The sequence below is a fragment of the Cellulomonas sp. GTC20042 genome, assembly GCF_055389595.1.
In genome coordinates this window covers 340,376-357,728 of sequence record NZ_AP043678.1, presented here as the reverse complement: position 1 = coordinate 357,728, position 17,353 = coordinate 340,376, and the positions used below count along the sequence as shown (strand labels likewise).

The following is a 17,353-nucleotide window of genomic DNA, read 5'->3' as shown; positions in this document are numbered from 1 at the left end:
TCAGAGCACCTTCGACAGGAACGCGCGGGTGCGCTCGTGCTCGGGCGCGCCGAGCACCTGCGCCGGGGTGCCGCGCTCGACGATCTGCCCCTCGGACATGAAGGCGACCTGCGAGGCGACCTCGCGGGCGAAGGCCATCTCGTGCGTGACGACGATCATCGTCATGCCGTCGGCGGCCAGCGCGCGCATCACGTCGAGCACCTCGCCGACCAGCTCCGGGTCCAGCGCGGACGTCGGCTCGTCGAACAGCATCAGCCCCGGCCGCATGGCCAGGCCGCGCGCGATGGCCACCCGCTGCTGCTGCCCGCCGGACAGGCTGCGGGGATAGGCGTCGGCCTTGTGCTCCATGCCGACCCGGGTGAGCAGGTCCATCGCGGTGGCGACGGCCGCGTCCCGCGTGTAGCCGCGCACCCGCATCGGCGCCTCGATCACGTTCTGCAGCACCGTCATGTGCGGGAACAGGTTGAAGTGCTGGAACACCATGCCGATCCCGGCGCGTTGGGCGTGCACCGCCTTCTCCGGCAGCTCGTGCAGCCGGCCGCCGCGCTCCGTCATGCCGATCAGCTGTCCGTCGACCACCACGCGACCGGCGTCCGGCCGCTCGAGGTGGTTGAGGCAGCGCAGCAGCGTGGACTTGCCGGAGCCGGACGCGCCGATCAGGCACAGCACCTCACCGGCGTGCACGTCGAGGTCGACGCCTCGCAGCACCTCGTTGGAGCCGAACCGCTTCCGCAGCTCGCGCACCTGCACTAGCGCCTGGGCAGCAGCCACCGGGTCCACCTTCCGTTGCGGGGCGAGTCCTCGACGTGCTGCCGGAACCCGGCGCCGAGCCGGGCCTCGACCCGGGACTCGACCACGGTGAGCAGAGAGACGACGACGAGGTACCAGAGGCAGACCACGATCAGGACCGGGATGGTCTCGTAGGTCCGCGCGTAGATGAGCTGGCCGGCGTACAGCAGCTCGGGCAGTGCGATCACGGAGACGACGGACGAGTACTTGAGCAGGCCGATCGCCTCGTTCGCCGCCGGAGGCACGATCACGCGCAGCGCCTGGGGCAGCACGATCCGGCGGAAGGTGTCGACCTTGCCGAGCCCGAGCGCGTGCGCCGCCTCGGTCTGGCCGCGGTCGACCGAGATGATGCCGGAGCGGATGATCTCGCCCAGGTAGGCGGCCTCGTTCAGCGCCAGGCCCAGGATCGCCGCGGTCCACGGCGTGATCAGGTCGTTCGTGCTGGCGGACCACAGGGTCGGGCCGAAGGGGATGCGGATGCTGAACTCCGGCACCAGGATCGCCAGGTTGTACCAGAGGATCAGCTGGACCAGCACGGGCGTGCCGCGGAAGAACCACACGTAGACGCCGGCGGTGCCGCGCAGCAGCGGGCTGGAGGACAGCCGCATCACCGCGAGCACCAGGCCGAGCAGGGCCGCGATCACCGTGCCGACCAGGGTCAGCAGCAGCGTGGTGCGCAGCCCGGCGAGGATCCGCGGGTCGAACAGGTAGCCCGCGACGACGTCCCACCGGTAGTTCGGGTTCGTGATGAAGGACCAGCCGATGGTGACCGCGACGATCGCGACCAGCACCATGCCGACCCAGCGCCACGGCCTGGGCCGCGGGACGACGACGTTGTCGGCGCCCCGCGGTGCCAGGGTCAGGTCAGGACGGGACATCAGAACGGGGACCCGTTGATGATCGGCTCCTCCAGCCCGCGGTCGGCGATGCCCCAGTCCTCGAGGATCCCCGCGTAGGTGCCGTCGGCCATGATCGCCGCGAACGCCTGCTCCAGCTCAGCGGTCAGCTCGCTGTCCTTCGGGAAGGCGGCGGCGAAGTAGCCCTCGTTCAGGTAGCCGCCGGAGGTCTTCAGCTCGTCGGCGTTCTGGTCCAGGATGTACGCGTTCGCGGCCGAGTCGTTGGGCGTCACGTCGATCCGGCCCGACTTCAGCGCGAGCACCGTGGCGTCCAGGTCGGCGAACTCGCTGATCGTGATGGCCTCCTCACCGGCGTCGGTGCACGCCGTGGACGCCTCCGCGAGCAGGTCGGCCTCGATCGCGCCGCCCGGGATGCCGACGACCTCGCCGCACAGGTCGTCCATCGACTCGACGTCGCGGTAGTCCGACCGGGTCAGGAAGTTGTTCGCGGCGAGCAGGTAGTCCACGAAGTCGACCGTCTGCTGCCGCTCCTTGGTGTCGAACATGCCGGTCAGGGCGATGTCGTACCGACCGGAGGCCAGGCCCGGGATGATCGTGTCGAAGCCGGCGCTCTCGAAGACGATCTCCCGGCCGAGCTGCTCGGACAGGGCGGCCGCCAGGTCGACGTTGATGCCCTCCCAGGTCGAGCCGTCCTCGCCGAGGAAGTTGTACGGGAGCAGCGACGGGTCGGCCGCCGCCACGATCGGGTCGCCGTCGGCGGCCGTGGAGGCCGAGGCGTCGTCGTCGGACGTGCCGGTGGAGGAGCAGGCCGTCAGGCCGAGGACGAGGAGGGCGGCGCCGGCGGCGACGCGTCGCGTGCGGGAGGTGCGCATGGGAGCTCCGTTCGGTGCGGTGCAGGGGGTCGTGCCGGGGAGCAGGCGGAGGGGATCGCGTCGCGGGGTTCGACGCTCTTCGTGCTGCTGCGCCCATGAGACGAGGCGCGTGTTTCGGCCGTGTCACGCCGGGCGATCCGGAGCATTTCTGCCCTGCCGAACCGACACGTTCGCGACATGAACCGGCTCCTACGATGGCTCCAGAGGCCCGCCGCACCGTCGGGCCGACATCTTTCCGACGCACGAGAGGTGGCCAGCCGTGCCCTCTGAGAACCGGTCTGCCCCGGACGACGCCGTCGCGCGCATGATGTCCGCGGGCGCCGCCGCGGGCGAGATCGACCTGTCGATCGGCGAGCCCGACCAGACGTTGCCCGCCGTGCTGGTGGAGGCCGCCGTCGCCAGCCTGCGCGCCGGCCGCACCGGGTACACGCCCAAGCTCGGCCTGCCCGAGCTGCGCGCGCTCGTCGCGCAGGACGTCGCCGACCAGCCCGGCCACCACCCGGCGGCCGAGGACGTGGTCATCACGGTGGGCGGCACCGGTGCGGTCGCGGTCGCGCTCGCCGCGGTGTGCGCCCCCGGCGGCGCACTGGTGGTGCCGGACCCGGCGTGGCCGAACTACCGGGTGCTCGCAGAGCGCCTCGGCCTGCGCGTGGTGCCGGTCCCGCAGGGCCCCTCCGGCGACGCCTTCCTCGACCTCGCCGCGGTCGAGTCGGCGTTGCGCTCCGGTGCCCGGCTGGTGGTGGTCAACTCGCCGTCCAACCCCACCGGCGCGGTGGCCTCGGCATCCGTGCTGCGCGACCTGGTCGCGCTCGCCCGGGAGCACGACGCGTACCTGCTGTCCGACGAGGCCTACGAGTCGATCGTGCTCGCCGGCGGGCGTGCGCCCTCCCCGCTGGCCGACGGCGGCCACGACCGCACGTTCAGCGCCCGCACGTTCTCCAAGACGTACTCGATGACCGGGCTGCGCGTCGGCGCCCTGGTGTCACCACCGGAGTTCCGCGCCGCCGTCGCCGCCCTGCACGGCACCACCGCCGGCTGCGCGCCGATCACCGCCCAGCTGGTCGCCGTCGAGGCCCTGCGCACGCTCGGCGGTCGCGGTGCGGAGCTCGCCGACGCCTATCGGGCACGCTTCGAGCGCGCGGTGCAGATCCTCGGACCCTGGGCGCCCACCGCGCCGGTGGACACCCTCGGCGGTTTCTACCTGTGGATCGACGGCCGGGCGACCGGCTGCTCCAGCACGGAGATCACCGCCGCCCTGCGCGCCGCCGGGGTGCTGACCTCCGCCGGGACCGTGTACAGCGAGCAGGACGGCTTCGTGCGGCTGGCGCTGACCGCGCCCGACGCGGCCCTGGACGAGGCGCTGCGCACCACCCGCCGCACGCTGGACGCACTCGCGGAGCGCTGACCCGGTCGCAGCCCTCTCGCCCGTGACCGGGGCGCCACGCGGCGGGGCCGTCCGTCACCAGGAGCGTGCGCGCTGCGTCACCAGCGACGGCCCGGCCGGACCCCGACGCCGGTGCAGCGCCACGAGCACGAGCGCGCACTGCCGGGCGTCCGCGGCGGCGTCGTGGTGGGCGTGCGGCGCGAGACCCAGCGCGCGCGACACGTCGGGCAGCCGGTAGGACGGCAGATCGAGGACGTCCTTCGCGGTGTCGCGGGTGCACAGCCAGGTCGACGACGGGACGGGCAGCCCGACCGCCTGGTTCGCCCGCGTCAGCACCGAGCGGTCGAAGGACGCGTTGTGCGCCACCAGCACGTCCGGGCCCGCGAGCGCGGCCACGGCCGGGTAGACCTCGTCCCACGTCGGCGCCCCGAGGACGTCGCGCGGCCGGATCCCGTGCACGGCCACGTTCATCGGCGCGAAGGTCTCGTGACCGGGCGGCGGCTGCACCAGCGTGCTGAGCGAGTCGACGACGACGCCGTCGCGGACCTTCACCACCCCGACCGCGCACACCGAGGCCCGCTGCGGGTTGGCGGTCTCGAAGTCGATCGCGGTGAAGGACAACCGGGAGAGCGCGGCGATCGGCATGACCCGCATCGTAGGTCGGGGCGACGACCCACCCCGGGACCATCGGCGCAGGTCACCTCGCGGTAGCCTCCGACTGTGCCTGACGACCTCGGTTTCGCCGTGCCCGTGACCCGCCGCGACCTGGCCGCCCTGCGCGACGCCCTCGCGGACATCCACCCGGGAGCAGCGGTCACCGCGACCTTCCGCACCCCCGAGCACGGCCGCTACGCCGTCACCGGCCGGGTGCGCCGAGACCTCACCGACACCGGGTACAAGATCGGCTGGTCCGACCTGACCGGCGGCAACGGCACCGACCCCGTCGCCGACCTGCAGAGCCTGGCGCCGGCGTCGGTGCCCGACCACGACGAGCCGCAGTCCGACGTCGACCTGCACGTGGTGGTCGCGAGCCTCGCGGACGGCGACGTCGTCACCGCCGACTTCGAGTTCGAGGGCTGCGGGGCGTTCACCGTCTCCGGCGGGATCCGGCGCGACGAGAGCGGCGCCCGGTGGGTGCTCGCCGGGCACCACGTCGCCCGCGAGGGTGCGGCGGCGGAGCGGCTGCGGCGGCTCGCGGTGGACCGGGTGGGGCCGGCCTGAGCAGACGCACGGCAGGACGCCGCGGAGGTGCGCGGGGCCGGAGACTGGACCGCGCCCGCGTGCTCGCGTACCGTGGCAAGGGCCCGAGGCAGTAGCCGAGGGAAGACGCAGGCTCGAGACCCGTCCGGACGGTCGTGGCGCTCGGGCCTGACGCATGTCCGGGGTCAGACGTCGACGACCTCGAGCACCAGCGGCATCGCGCGCCTGCGGAAATCCCCGCCGCGTGCGAACGCCCACCCGATCACGTCCGGGACCGCCAGCAGCGGTTCAGCCGTCGCGAGGCGGTGCTCGTACTGGACCCGCTCGGCGCACCCGAGCTCTCGGACGAGCCGGTAGAGCTGGTGGCGATCACGCTCGTCCTGCGACCGGTCGCACTCGAAGGTCAGTCGGGCCGACGGCTCGGCAGCCGATGCCCGCACCAGCCGATCGACGCAGGCCGCGCGGGCGTCGATGTTCCGCTTGTATCCCGTCGCCTGGTAGATCGTCGCCCGCAGGCCGGCGTGCCCGAACGCGTCGAGGATCGTGCGCCGACGGGAGTCACGTTCGGCCGTCATGTGGATCCGGCCCTGCTTCGGCAGGTGGAGTCGCCGGACGGCGCCGCGGGCTGCGCCCGTGTCGGCCGGCAGCACCGCGCTCGCGACGAGCAGGTACGGACCTGCCTTGGACTCGTCGACGAACACGTGCACCGGTGACCCCTCGCTGTCGCGGGCGTGCTCTCGCGACCCTAGCCGGTGAGACGGGGCTCCCCGGGACCGGTGCGACAGCGACGGGACCGCCACGGCGGAGGGCAAGGGATTCGAACCCTTGAGTACGGGGTCACCGCACCAACGGTTTTCAAGACCGTCGCTTTCGGCCGCTCAGCCAGCCCTCCCGGCACCGGTCGCCCGGCACCGGAGCGATCTTGCCACGCCCGGCGCGCCGACCCGGCCCGCACCCACGAGCCGATACCGTTTTCCACGACTTGACCCGCACGGACGACGACGGAGTGACACGTGTACCAGGACCTGCCCGAGCCGCTGCTGTGGCAGCACACCAGCAGCCTCGTGGAGCCGGAGGACTTCGATGACTTCTGGACGAGCACGCTGACGGAGAGCCGTGCGGCGGGGGCGCCGCCGACGCTGGAGCGGGTGGACGGGCCGCTGACCACGCTGGACGTGTGGGACGTGACGTTCAGCGGCTTCGGCGGCGAGCCGGTGCGCGCCTGGTACCGCCGCCCGGCGGGTGTGGATGCTGACCTGCCGGTGGTGGTGCAGTTCGTCGGCTACGGCGGCGGGCGGGGTGAGGTGACCGAGAACCTGCTGTGGGCGTCGGCGGGCTTCGCGCACCTGTACGTGGACTCGCGCGGCCAGGGCTCGGGGTGGAGCCGGGGCGCGACGCCGGACCCGCACGGCACCGGGCCGCAGGCGCCGGGCGTGATGACCCGCGGGATCGAGGACCCGGCGACCTACTACTACCGGCGGCTGCTCACCGACGCGGCGCTGGCGGTGGACGCGGCGCGGCTCCTGCCGGGCGTGGACGCCTCGCGGGTGGCGGTGGTCGGCGGCAGCCAGGGCGGGGCGATGGCGCTGGCCGCCGGGTCGCTGGCGGAGGTCGACGCGGTGGTGGCGCACGTGCCGTTCCTCTGCGACATCGCGCGGGCCATCGGGATCACGGACACCAAGCCGTTCGCGGAGGTGGTCGAGTACCTGCGGATGCACCGGGGCAGCGAGGAGCGGGTGCTGCGCACGCTGTCCTACGTGGACGGGGTGGCGTTCGCACGCCGGGGCACGGCGCCGGCACGGATCACGGTGGGGATGATGGACGAGATCGTCCCGCCGTCGACGGTGGTGGCCGCGCACCACGCCTGGCAGGGACCGAAGGAGCTGCGCGTGTGGCGGTACAACGGCCACGAGGGTGGCGGCGCGGTGGAGGACCTGGAGTCGGTGGACTACGTGCGGCGCACGCTGGGCTGAGCGGCGGGCGCACGGCCGCGCCGGGGCAGAGGGATCGGCCTCTGCCCCGGCGCCACGATCGCCGTCCGGCGGCTCACGCCACCGGCAGGTACTCCACCCGCTCCACCCGCACCACGGTCCCCGTCGCCTGCCCGTGGCTGCTGGCGTGCACCCCGAGCCACACGCCGAGGAATCCGCCGGTGCTGACCGAGTCCAGCCAGCGCGGGTCGGCGTGCCCGACGAGCACCGGCTCGGCGTCCCCGAGCGCCGCGAGCAGCGCGTAGTCGGCGCCCCGGGCCCGCAGGAGCAGCGTGATCGCGGCCCCGGGCTCGCCGTCGAGCACGACGGTGCCGAGGGTCTCGCCGGTGGACCGCACGAGCGTCGCCGTGCGCGACCCCTGCGCGTCGGCGGGGCCGACGGACAGGCGGACGTGGTGCCGCTCGGACTGGCGGGCGGCGATGCCGACGTCCTCGCCCTCGGCGAGGTCGGCGTGCAGCACGACGCGCAGGTCGAGGTCCTGGTGCTGCTGGCGCAGGCCGAGGAACGCGGTGGGGTCGAGGTCGGCCAGGGTCGACGGCCGCAGCGGCAGGTCCCAGCCGTCGCCGGCCGGGGCGGCGATCTCGGCGGGCAGCGCCCGGATCGAGGTCCAGCGCAGATCCGACGGCCCCACCACCCCGGAGGCGCGCCCCTGCGCGACCCCCGGCGTCCACGCACCCGGCACGTGCACCGACGCCGGCACCCGGCCCGCACCCGGCGCGAAGACCGGCCAGCCGTCCTCCCACACCACCGGCACCAGGAAGGTCTCCCGGCCGAGCGGGTAGTGGTAGCCGCCGTAGGGGCGCATGCCGAGCAGCACCGCCCACCAGTCGCCGTCCGGGCCCTGCACCAGATCCGCGTGCCCGACGCCGACGACGTCGCTGCCCTGGCCGAGGTGCCGGTGGGTGAGCACGGGGTTCGTGCGCGCGCCCACGTACGGCCCGGTCACCGCATCGGCGCGGGCGACGGCGACGGCGTGGTGGAACTCGGTGCCGCCCTCGGCCGCGACCAGCAGGAACCGCCCGTCGATCTCGTACAGGTGCGGCCCCTCGGCCCAGACCACGCCTTCCTGGGCGCCGTGCCAGATGACGTGCTCGGGGCCGACCAGGGTGCGGGTGGCGGGGTCGAGCTCGCGCAGCCACACCTCGGTCTGGTCGTGCCACAGCGGCTCGGCGGCCAGGCGGGTGCCGTGCACCCAGACCCGCCCGTCGGAGGCGAACAGGATCGAGGGGTCGATGCCGTCGGCGTCCAGCCAGACCGGGTCGGACCACGGGCCGGCGGGGTCCTGCGCGGTGACCAGGAAGTTGCCGCCCCGGCTCGCGTCCTGCTGGTCGACCAGGGTGCACACGACCCAGAACAGCCCGTCGTGGTGCCGGATCGTCGGCGCGTACAGTCCGCCGGACGAGGCGATCCCGGAGTAGTCGAGCATCCCGGGGCGGTCCACGACGTGCCCGATCTGCTCCCACGACACGAGGTCCCTGCTGTGCAGCACGGGCAGGCCGGGCAGGTGCTCGAAGGTGGAGGTGACCAGGTAGTAGTCCTCCCCCACCCGGCAGATCGAGGGGTCCGGGTAGCAGCCGGGCAGGATCGGGTTCGGCACCACCGTCACGGTGCGGTGACCTTCACCTCGACCAGCCGCGGGTCGGCGCCGGTGACCTCGTGCACGCCGCCGGTGACGGTCAGCGTGCGCCGGGCGGTCGCGGTGCCGGGGATCGACCACGCGGTGCGCTCGCGCGCGCTGCTGATCGCGCCGCCCGTGGAGTCGGTGACCTCGGCGGTCACGGCGGAGGCCGAGGAGTGGGACGCCACCCACACCTGCACCTCGCCGGGCTCGACCACCCGCACCATCCGTCGGTCGGAGAACGCCAGCCGGGACGTCGGCACCCGGAACGTCACGCGCCGGGACTCCCCGGCGGCCAGGTCTACCCGGGCGTAGCCGAGCAGCTGGGCGACCGGGCGGGCCACCGAGCCGACGAGGTCACGCCCGTAGAGCTGCACGACCTCGGTGCCGGCGACCGTACCCGTGTTGGTCACCGTGACGGCGGCCTCGAAGGACCCCTCCGAGCAGACCGTCGGGTCGACCACCAGGTCGGTGTACCCGAAGGCGGCGTAGGACAGGCCGAAGCCGAACGGCCGCACCGGCGTGGGGTCGGTGGAGGTGACGTCGGACGGACCGCCGAGGATCGGGTGCAGGTAGCGGAACGGCTGCGCGCCCGCGGAGCGCGGCAGCGACACCGGCAGACGCCCGGAGGGGTTGACCGCGCCGGTGAGCACGTCGGCGATCGCGTCGCCGCCGCCCTCGCCGGGGAAGAACGCCTGGAGCACCGCCGCCGGCTTCGCGCCGGTGCCGTCCAGCGCCCAGCCGATCGCGTAGGGGCGGCCGGTGAGCAGCACCAGGACCACGGGGGTGCCGGTGGCGACCAGCGCCTCGACCAGCGCGCGCTGCACGCCGGGCAGCTCCAGGTCCTCGACGTCGTTGCCCTCGCCGACGGTGCCGCGCCCGAACAGCCCGGCCTGGTCGCCGACGACCACCACGGCGACGTCCGCGCCCTCGACGGCCTCCACCGCGGCGGCGAAGCCGGAGGTGTCGTCGCCCTCGACCTCGCAGCCGGGGGCGTGCACGACCTCGGCGCCGAGCGCGCCGACGGCGACCCGGGCCGCGTCGAGCACGCTGCGGATCTCGAAGCCGATCGGCACGCCCGGGTGGTGCGCGAGCACGTGGTTGGCGAAGGAGTAGCAGCCCATCAGCGCCTCGGTGCGCGCGGCGTTCGGGCCGACCACGGCGACCCGGCGCGGGGCGCCCACGGTGGATCCGGGCCCCAGCGGCAGCACGCCGTCGTTGCTCAGCAGCACGATCGACTCGGCGGCCAGCCGACGGGTGAGGTCGCGGTGCCGCGGGGAGTCGAGGTCGATGTCGGTCGGCGGCTCGTCCTCGAAGGCCTCCGGGTCGAGCAGCCCGAGGTCCTCCTTCTGCGCCAGCGCGCGCAGCACGGCCCGGTCCACCAGGGCCTCGTCCACCACGCCCGCGCGCACCCGCTCGGCCAGCGGCTCCAGGTACGCGTCGCCGGTGGGCAGCTCGATGTCGATCCCGGCGGCCAGCGCCAAGGCGGCGGCCTCCCCGCGATCGGCGGCCACGGCGTGCATGACCTCGAGGAACGCGACCGCGAAGTAGTCGGCGACCACGACGCCGTCGAAGCCCCAGCGCTCGCGCAGCACCTCGGTCAGGTAGGTGGGGTCGGCGGCCATCGGCAGGTCGTCGATCGCGACGTAGGCGTTCATCACCGAGCGGGCGCCGCCGTCGCGGACGGCCATCTCGAACGGCGGCAGGTACACGTCGGCGAGCTCGCGCGGGCCGGCGCTGACCGGGGCGTGGTTGCGCCCGGCGCCGGAGGCGGAGTAGCCGACGAAGTGCTTGAGGGTGGCGTGCACGCCCGCGTCCTGGAGGCCGCGCACGTAGGCGGTGCCGACGGTGCCGACCAGGTACGGGTCCTCGCCGATGCACTCGTCCACCCGGCCCCAGCGCGGGTCGCCGATCACGTCGAGCACCGGCGCGAGCCCCTGGTGGATCCCGAGCTCGCGCATGGAGTCGCCGATCGCCCGTGCCGACTCCTCGACCAGGTCGGGGTCGAAGGATGCGCCCCACGCCAGCGGCGTCGGGTAGGTGGCGGCACGCCAGGCGGCCAGGCCGGTCAGGCTCTCCTCGTGCACCAGCGCGGGGATGCCCAGGCGGGTCTCCCGCTTGAGCCGGCGCTGCTCCGCCCACAGCCAGGCGGCACGCTCGGCGGGCTCCACCGGGCGGGTGCCGTACACCCGCGTGTAGTGGCCCAGGCCGTGCCGGGTGATCTCGGGCAGCTGGCCGGAGTCCTTCTGGCCGGCGGCCATCTCGGACTGCATCGGCGCGACGGTGCCGTTCTGGTCGAGCCAGTAGCCCACGAGCTGCGCGAGCTTCTCCTCGAGGGTCATCGACGCGTGCAGGTCGCGCACGCGGTCGGAGACGTGGGGCAGGGGGATCTCGGACACGCGGTCCTTCTCCTTCGAGAGCGGGGGTGGTGCACGACAGGCGGGCGGGCGGCCCGGCGACGACGAGCGGGTCGCCGCCGGGCGCGGGCCTCAGCCCTTGACGGCTCCGGTGAGGCCGCCGACGATGCGCCGCTCGAAGAGCGAGAAGAACACCAGGGCGGGGATCATCGACAGCGAGGTGAACGCCAGCACGCGGGCCGTGTCGACGGAGTACTGCGAGGCGAAGGACTGCACGCCGAGCGGCAGCGTGTACTGGGACTCGTCGTTGAGGATGAACAGCGGCAGCATGTAGCTGTTCCAGCTCGCGACGAACGCCAGGATGCCCACCGTCACCACGCCCGGGACGGACAGCGGCACGACCATCCGGAAGAAGAACCCGAGCCGGCCGGCACCGTCGATCGCGGCGGCCTCCTCGAGCTCCTTGGGGATCGCCCGCAGGAACGGCACCAGGATGATGATCGTGGTCGGCAGCGCGAACGCGATCTGCGGGAGGATGATCCCCGCGAGGCTGTTCATCAGACCGAGGTTCTTGATCAGGATGTACAGCGGCGTGATCGCCACGGTCATCGGGAACATCAGGCCCGCCGCGAACAGCGAGTACATGGCGCCGCGCCCGGAGAACTCGTAGCGGGCGAGCACGAAGCTGGCCATCACGCCCAGGACCACGACGCCGATGGTGGTGGCGATGCCGGTGATCGCGGAGTTCGCGGCCTGCTGCCAGAACAGCGAGCTGTTCAGCACGTCGAGGTAGTTGCCGAACTCCCAGGTGGTGGGCAGGCCGGCGGGGCTCTGCGTGATCTGCGAGTTGGTGCGCAGACCGCCCAGGATGATGTAGGCGACCGGGGCGATGCACACGCCCACCAGCAGCCAGGCGAGCACGTAGACCGTCGGGTTGACGCGCTCCAGCGACGTGCCACGCTTGCGCCTCGGCTGAGCCGGGGCGGGCGCGGGGGCGGCCTGGACGGCGGTAGCGGCCATCACTTCTTCCCTCCCGTCAGTGCGCCCTCGGTGTCACGACGGAGCACGAAGCGCTGGTAGGCCAGCGCGATGATCAGCGAGATCAGGAACAGCACGACAGCGACGGCGTTGCCGTAGCCGTAGTTCCCGGCGAGCCGGCCGTTGGAGACCATGTAGGTCGCCATCGTCGAGGTGCCCGCCGTGGAGGACACGTACTGGCCCCAGATGATGTAGACGAGGTCGAACAGCTGCAGCGAGCCGATGATCGACAGGAACGCCCAGATGCGGATCGTCGGGCCGAGCAGCGGCAGCGTGATGCTGCGCTGGGCCTGCCAGTAGGTGGCGCCGTCGATCGCGGCGGCCTCGTGCAGCTCCTCGGGGATCGACTGCAGACCGGCGAGGAAGAGGATCACGGCGAAGCCGACGTACTTCCACGTGATGATGATCATCAGCGACCAGATGGCGATCTTCGGGTCGGACAGCCAGTCGACCGCCCACCCCGACAGCCCGATCTTGGTCAGCAGGTCGTTGACCGCACCGGAGGTCTGGAGCATGAGGCTCCACCCGGTACCGACGATGACCTCCGAGATCACGTACGGCACGAAGATCAGCACGCGGATCAGCGAACGTCCGCGGATCTTGCGGTTGAGCAGCAGTGCCATGATCACCGCGACCGGCCCCTGCATCACCAGCGACATCACGAGGATGAAGCCGTTGTGCCGCAGCACGTCGTGGAACGCGGGGTCCTTGAAGATCGTGAGGTAGTTCTCCAGCCCCACGAACTCGGTGGGCGGGCCGAAGCCCTTCCACTTGAAGAACCCGTAGTACGCCGCCATGACGACCGGGAAGATCACGAATGCGACGAAGATGATGATGGCCGGACCGGACAGCAGCCCGATCTCCAGCCGCTTGCGCCAGTCCGCGTGACGTCGGCGCGGCCGGGGCGCCGGGGACGGCACCGTGGTGGTGCCCTCCCCGGCGCCCGAGCGACCCTCGGGCGTCTGCGTGACCAGCGGGCCGGCGCCCTGCGAGTCGCTCATGGTGGTGCTACTCCTTGGCTGCTGCGGCGTTCACGGCCTCGACGATGCCGTCGGGGCTCCCGCTGCCGGCCAGCATGTCGACCACGCTGGTGTTGAGGGCGTTGCCGATGTTCTGCCCGAACAGGGTGTCCAGCCAGACCGACACGTACGCGGCGTCGTTGTACGCGGCCAGCACGTCCTTCAGGGCCGGGTCGGTGACGACGGACTGCGCGTCCTTGCTCGCCGGCAGGGTGACGAACGCCTCGGCGTAGCCCTCCTGCTGCTTCTGCTCGACCATGAAGTTCAGGAAGTCGGCGCACTCCTTGGGGGCCTCGGCCGAGCAGGAGAAGCCGTCGACGCCGCCCATCATGGCCGACGGGTCACCCTTGCCACCGTCGACGGCGGGGAAGGAGAACCAGCCGAGGTCGGACAGCGGCTTCTCGTCCGGGGTCAGCGAGGCCACGACGCCGGGCTCCCACGCACCCATCAGCTCCATGGCGGCCTGGTGGTTGGCGAGCAGGCCAGCCGAGGAACCGGCGCCCTGCTGCGCGGTGGTGGTGAGGTAGCCGTTGTTGAACGGCTCGGTCCCGGCGAAGTCGTTCAGGTCCTCACCGGCCTTCGCCCAGCACGGGTCGTCGAAGTTCTTGGACTTGGCGGCCTCGGCCATCGTGTCCTTCGAGCACTCGCGCAGCGCGAAGAAGTAGTACCAGTGCGCGGCCGGCCAGGCGTCCTTCGCGCCGAGCGCGATGGGCTGGATGCCGGCGGCCTTGAGCTTGTCGACCGCGGCGCTCAGCTCGTCCATGGTCGTCGGGGTCTCGGTGATCCCGGCCTGGGCGAACAGGTCCTTGCTGTAGTAGATGCCACCCGGCAGCACCGAGGTCGGCATGCCGTAGACCTTGCCGTCGATGCTGAACGCGTTCAGCGAGGCCTCGCCGACCGCGGACTTCGCGTTGTCGGAGAGGGTGTCGGTGAGGTCCATGGCCTGACCCGCCTCGACCACGTCGGCGAGCTTGCCGCCGCCACGGGCCATGAAGATGTCCGGCGCGTCGCCCGAGTTCAGGGCGGTCTGCAGCTTGCCGTCCATGTCCTCGTTCTGGATGGCCTGGATCTTGATCGTGACGTTCGGGTTGGCGTCCTCGAACGCCTTGACGGTGTTCTCCCAGTAGGCCTTGCCGTCACCCGTCGTCGAGTTGTGCCAGAAGGTCATCTCGACCTTGCCGTCGCTCGAGCTCGAGCCCGAGTCGTCCCCGTTCCCGCAGGCCGCGAGGCCCAGCGTCCCCATGAGCACGACGGCGCACGCCGCCAGTGTCTTCTTCGCCTTCATCGATCTGTCCTCTTCGTTGAGCTGACCTCACGAGACGGTCAATCCCCGAACGGGGTCGACCGGATGTGCCGGGGGCGTGGACCCCCGCGGTGCGCGTCGTCGCTGACGCCGGCTGCGGGCTGCTGTGCTCGCCGCCAGGCCCCTCGTCATCGCTGACCGGTGCTGCACGGCCGACTCTGACAGCGGACGAAGGTGCATGTCAACCGTTGTCGATAACGTTTTAGTCACCCTAGGATGTCGGTCATGGCTCGCCGGGTGACGATCACGGACGTCGCGCAGGAGGCCGGTGTCTCGGTCGCGACCGTGTCGAAGGTGATCAACGGACGCGACGGCATCGCCGCCCGCACGGTCGCGCACGTGCAGGAGGTGGTGCAGCGGCTCGGCTACGAGCAGAGCATCGTCGCGCGCTCCTTGCGGTCGCACCGCACGCACGTGATCGGGGTGCTGGTGGCCGAGTTCGAGCCGTTCAGCACCGAGATCCTCAAGGGTGCCGGCGCGGCGCTCGCCGGCACCGACTACGCCCTGCTCGCCTACACCGGGGGTGGATCCGGACGACCCGGCTGGGAGCGCCGCTACCTGGCCCGGCTCAGCGGCACGCTGATCGACGGCGCCGTGCTGGTCACCCCGACGGTGGTCGACCCCGACGGCGAGGTGCCGGTGGTCGCGGTCGACCCGCACGCCGGTCCCGGCGACCTGTCCAGCGTGGACTCGGACAACCTGGCCGGCGCGGTGCTCGCCACCCGGCACCTGCTCGCGCTCGGCCACACCCGGATCGGCTTCCTCGGCGGACGCCCCGACCTGGAGTCCTCGCGGCTGCGCGAGGCCGGCTTCCGGCAGGCCCTCGCGGAGGCGGGCCTGGCCCCGGACCCGGACCTGGTGCGGGTGGCCGAGTACCAGCGCGACGGCGCCGACGCGCCGACCGCGGCCATGCTCGCGCTGCCCGAGCCGCCCACCGCGATCTTCGCCGCCAACGACCTGTCCGCCATGGGCATCCTCGACACGGCCCACCGGCTGGGGGTCCGGGTGCCCGACGACCTGTCCGTGGTCGGCTTCGACGACATCCCGGAGTCCGCTGCCACCGAGCCCCCGCTCACCACCGTCCGGCAGGAGCTGCAACGGCTCGGCGCCGCGGCGGTCGAGCTGCTGCTGCACCGGCTGGGCGGGACGGACGGGACGGACGATGCCGCCGCGCCGGAGCACGTGCGGCTGCCCACCACCCTGGTCGAGCGCGGCACCACCGCCCCGCCCGCACCGCGATGACCGATCTCGTCGCGCGACGGTGGAACCACACCACCCACCGCCACCCGGCGATGCTGCGCGCGGTCCCCGCCGACGCCCGCGTGGTGCTGGACGTCGGCTGCGGCGAGGGCACGCTCGCCCGCGCGCTCGCCGCCCCGGGCCGGCAGGTGCTCGGGATCGACACCGACCCCATGGTGCTGTCGAACACGGTGCGGCCGGGCGTGCGGTTCGCGGTCGGCGACGCGCTCGCGCTGCCGTGCGCCGACGCCTCGCTGGACGCCGTGACCCTGGCGATGGTGCTGCACCACGTCGACGCGGCGGCCGCGCTGGCCGAGGTCCGCCGGGTGCTCCGGCCGGGCGGCACCGTCGTGCTGCTCGGCATCGGCGGTTCGGCGGGGCCGCTCGACGCCGTGATCGAGGCGCGGGACGTGCTGGCTCACCGGCTGCGCACCCGTGGTCGCCCGACCTGGGAGCCCGCGATGGTCCGCGCGCAGCCGCCGCTCACCTGGGCGGAGAACCACCGGCTGCTGCGGCGGGCGCTGCCCGGGGTCCGCTACCGGCGGCTGGCGATGTGGCGGTACCTCGCGGTGTGGCGGTCGCCGGTCACACGTCCGTGATTGCCGACACGGTCGCTCCTCCGAAGCGTCGCTCATCATCGTCCGGCACGGGATCGCGCGCCTCGGCGCCGCCACCGTCGAGCCGCAGTTGCGCCTGCTAGGCAGGGGCAGACCGAATCGATGTGACGCCCGTCACTTCTGGTTGCTTCTTGCGCGTGCGCAACAGTAACGTTGCAGGCAATCCACCCCGTTGTCCGGCATCGCCGCACGACGGGGCTTTTTCGTTCCAGGGGAACTCGTGACGAAGCGAGTGGTGGTCTTCTTCGACTGGCAGAACGTCTACATGCGCGCGCGAGAGCTTCCACTCGCGTGAAGACCCGGCCACGCGCGGCCAAGTAGACCCTGTCGACCTGGCTCACATCCTCATGCGCGACCACGCGAACCGACACCCCGATGAGTCCTACGAACTCACCGAGATCCGCATCTACAGAGGTCGCCCGACACAGCAGAACGACACCAAGGGTTATGCCGCCTTCCGGCGGCAAGAGGCACGGTGGCGGTCGAATGCCAAGGTGCGATGCACGTTCACCGATCTGCGCTATCCAGACGACTGGGGCGAGATCGGCTGCAAGGACAAGCCCCGAGAGAAGGGCATCGACGTCTCCCTCGCCGTCGACCTCGCAACCATGTGCATGGAGGATCGGTACGACGTCGCCATCGTGATGTCTGCCGACTACGACCTGAAGCCGGCGATCTCGTTCGTAGCTCGGCGCACCGTCTCCCGTGGCTCACCGCGAGTGGAGGTCGCAGCGTGGAAAGGCGACCCCGGCCGCAAGCCGCTTCGCATTCGGCTGGATGGACAGAGCCTCTACTGCATCTGGCTGGATCGTCAGGCGTACTGGGGAGTCACCGACGATCTCGACTACACGATGCCAACCGCCGATCGCGGACAGAGCGGAGTGCCGAAGCCTGGGCCGTATCGACCTCGAATCTGACATGCGAACGCCTGTTGCCAGCAGAATGCGCCAGTCACGAGGCCGCGATCGTTCGCACAGTCGTCTCAGTCGCCTCGGAGGTCCCAGCCGGCGCTGAACAGCCCGACCGACATCCCGACCCGCGGTCGACACTGGTGCTCCGACTCCGGGAC

16 protein-coding genes and 1 tRNA gene are annotated in these 17,353 nt (G+C 72.3%); 6 read left to right on the top strand and 11 right to left on the bottom strand.

Annotated features, from left to right (window positions below; all coding sequences use genetic code 11):
- The 3 genes from ACZ5HG_RS01660 to ACZ5HG_RS01650 are packed head-to-tail and all read right to left on the bottom strand — an operon-like array spanning position 1 to position 2,518.
- Complete coding sequence (locus tag ACZ5HG_RS01660) at positions 1-771, bottom strand: amino acid ABC transporter ATP-binding protein (RefSeq protein WP_464180034.1); 771 nt, start codon at positions 769-771, stop codon at positions 1-3.
- On the bottom strand, positions 750-1,667 hold the full coding sequence (locus ACZ5HG_RS01655) for an amino acid ABC transporter permease (protein WP_464180032.1): 918 nt from the start codon (positions 1,665-1,667) through the stop codon (positions 750-752). The genes ACZ5HG_RS01660 and ACZ5HG_RS01655 overlap by 22 nt, the downstream gene beginning before the upstream one ends.
- Positions 1,667-2,518 carry an ABC transporter substrate-binding protein gene (locus ACZ5HG_RS01650; protein WP_464180030.1) on the bottom strand — a complete coding sequence of 284 codons (852 nt, stop codon included), beginning with the start codon at positions 2,516-2,518 and terminating at the stop codon, positions 1,667-1,669. Before ACZ5HG_RS01650 ends, ACZ5HG_RS01655 begins: the two co-directional genes overlap by 1 nt.
- Positions 2,519-2,777: 259 nt before the next feature.
- On the opposite strand from ACZ5HG_RS01650, the gene ACZ5HG_RS01645 reads away from it, so the two are divergent.
- Positions 2,778-3,923, top strand: a complete 1,146-nt coding sequence (locus ACZ5HG_RS01645; protein ID WP_464180028.1) for a pyridoxal phosphate-dependent aminotransferase — start codon at positions 2,778-2,780, stop codon at positions 3,921-3,923.
- A gap of 54 nt (positions 3,924-3,977) precedes the next feature.
- Here the strand turns inward: ACZ5HG_RS01645 and ACZ5HG_RS01640 are convergent, their stop codons facing one another.
- Positions 3,978-4,547 (bottom strand): exonuclease domain-containing protein, encoded by a 570-nt coding sequence (locus tag ACZ5HG_RS01640; protein WP_464180026.1) that lies wholly within the window; start codon positions 4,545-4,547, stop codon positions 3,978-3,980.
- A 75-nt stretch (positions 4,548-4,622) separates the two neighbouring features.
- Here ACZ5HG_RS01640 and ACZ5HG_RS01635 point away from each other — a divergent pair, with 75 nt between their 5' ends.
- Positions 4,623-5,123 carry a hypothetical protein gene (locus ACZ5HG_RS01635; protein ID WP_464180024.1) on the top strand — a complete coding sequence of 167 codons (501 nt, stop codon included), beginning with the start codon at positions 4,623-4,625 and terminating at the stop codon, positions 5,121-5,123.
- A gap of 164 nt (positions 5,124-5,287) precedes the next feature.
- Here the strand turns inward: ACZ5HG_RS01635 and ACZ5HG_RS01630 are convergent, their stop codons facing one another.
- Both ACZ5HG_RS01630 and ACZ5HG_RS01625 read right to left on the bottom strand, forming a co-directional pair.
- The gene (locus ACZ5HG_RS01630) at positions 5,288-5,803 is read right to left on the bottom strand and encodes a hypothetical protein (protein ID WP_464180022.1); all 516 of its coding nucleotides are present in this window, start codon (positions 5,801-5,803) and stop codon (positions 5,288-5,290) included.
- 101 nt (positions 5,804-5,904) lie between these two features.
- Positions 5,905-5,994, bottom strand: a tRNA-Ser gene (locus ACZ5HG_RS01625).
- Positions 5,995-6,115: 121 nt separating this feature from the next.
- On the opposite strand from ACZ5HG_RS01625, the gene ACZ5HG_RS01620 reads away from it, so the two are divergent.
- Positions 6,116-7,075: an acetylxylan esterase gene (locus ACZ5HG_RS01620; protein WP_464180020.1), complete on the top strand. Its 960-nt coding sequence runs from the start codon at positions 6,116-6,118 to the stop codon at positions 7,073-7,075.
- A 73-nt stretch (positions 7,076-7,148) separates the two neighbouring features.
- Here ACZ5HG_RS01620 and ACZ5HG_RS01615 read toward each other — a convergent pair whose 3' ends face one another.
- From ACZ5HG_RS01615 to ACZ5HG_RS01595, 5 genes are all read right to left on the bottom strand, one after another.
- Positions 7,149-8,690 (bottom strand): glycoside hydrolase family 43 protein, encoded by a 1,542-nt coding sequence (locus ACZ5HG_RS01615; protein WP_464180018.1) that lies wholly within the window; start codon positions 8,688-8,690, stop codon positions 7,149-7,151.
- 5 nt (positions 8,691-8,695) lie between these two features.
- On the bottom strand, positions 8,696-11,053 hold the full coding sequence (locus ACZ5HG_RS01610; protein WP_464182074.1) for a beta-xylosidase/alpha-l-arabinosidase: 2,358 nt from the start codon (positions 11,051-11,053) through the stop codon (positions 8,696-8,698).
- A gap of 147 nt (positions 11,054-11,200) precedes the next feature.
- A complete protein-coding gene (locus tag ACZ5HG_RS01605; RefSeq protein WP_464180016.1) occupies positions 11,201-12,088 on the bottom strand; it encodes a carbohydrate ABC transporter permease in 888 nt (295 codons plus the stop codon).
- Positions 12,088-13,107, bottom strand: coding sequence for a carbohydrate ABC transporter permease (locus ACZ5HG_RS01600; protein WP_464180014.1), 1,020 nt, complete (start codon positions 13,105-13,107; stop codon positions 12,088-12,090). The genes ACZ5HG_RS01605 and ACZ5HG_RS01600 overlap by 1 nt, the downstream gene beginning before the upstream one ends.
- A gap of 7 nt (positions 13,108-13,114) precedes the next feature.
- Positions 13,115-14,410, bottom strand: a complete 1,296-nt coding sequence (locus tag ACZ5HG_RS01595) for an extracellular solute-binding protein (RefSeq protein ID WP_464180012.1) — start codon at positions 14,408-14,410, stop codon at positions 13,115-13,117.
- A 243-nt stretch (positions 14,411-14,653) separates the two neighbouring features.
- Here ACZ5HG_RS01595 and ACZ5HG_RS01590 point away from each other — a divergent pair, with 243 nt between their 5' ends.
- From ACZ5HG_RS01590 to ACZ5HG_RS01580, 3 genes are all read left to right on the top strand, one after another.
- On the top strand, positions 14,654-15,670 hold the full coding sequence (locus ACZ5HG_RS01590) for a LacI family DNA-binding transcriptional regulator (protein WP_464180009.1): 1,017 nt from the start codon (positions 14,654-14,656) through the stop codon (positions 15,668-15,670).
- Positions 15,667-16,266 carry a class I SAM-dependent methyltransferase gene (locus tag ACZ5HG_RS01585; protein ID WP_464180007.1) on the top strand — a complete coding sequence of 200 codons (600 nt, stop codon included), beginning with the start codon at positions 15,667-15,669 and terminating at the stop codon, positions 16,264-16,266. The genes ACZ5HG_RS01590 and ACZ5HG_RS01585 overlap by 4 nt, the downstream gene beginning before the upstream one ends.
- A gap of 365 nt (positions 16,267-16,631) precedes the next feature.
- The gene (locus tag ACZ5HG_RS01580; protein WP_464180005.1) at positions 16,632-17,201 is read left to right on the top strand and encodes an NYN domain-containing protein; all 570 of its coding nucleotides are present in this window, start codon (positions 16,632-16,634) and stop codon (positions 17,199-17,201) included.
- Positions 17,202-17,353 lie beyond the last annotated feature (152 nt).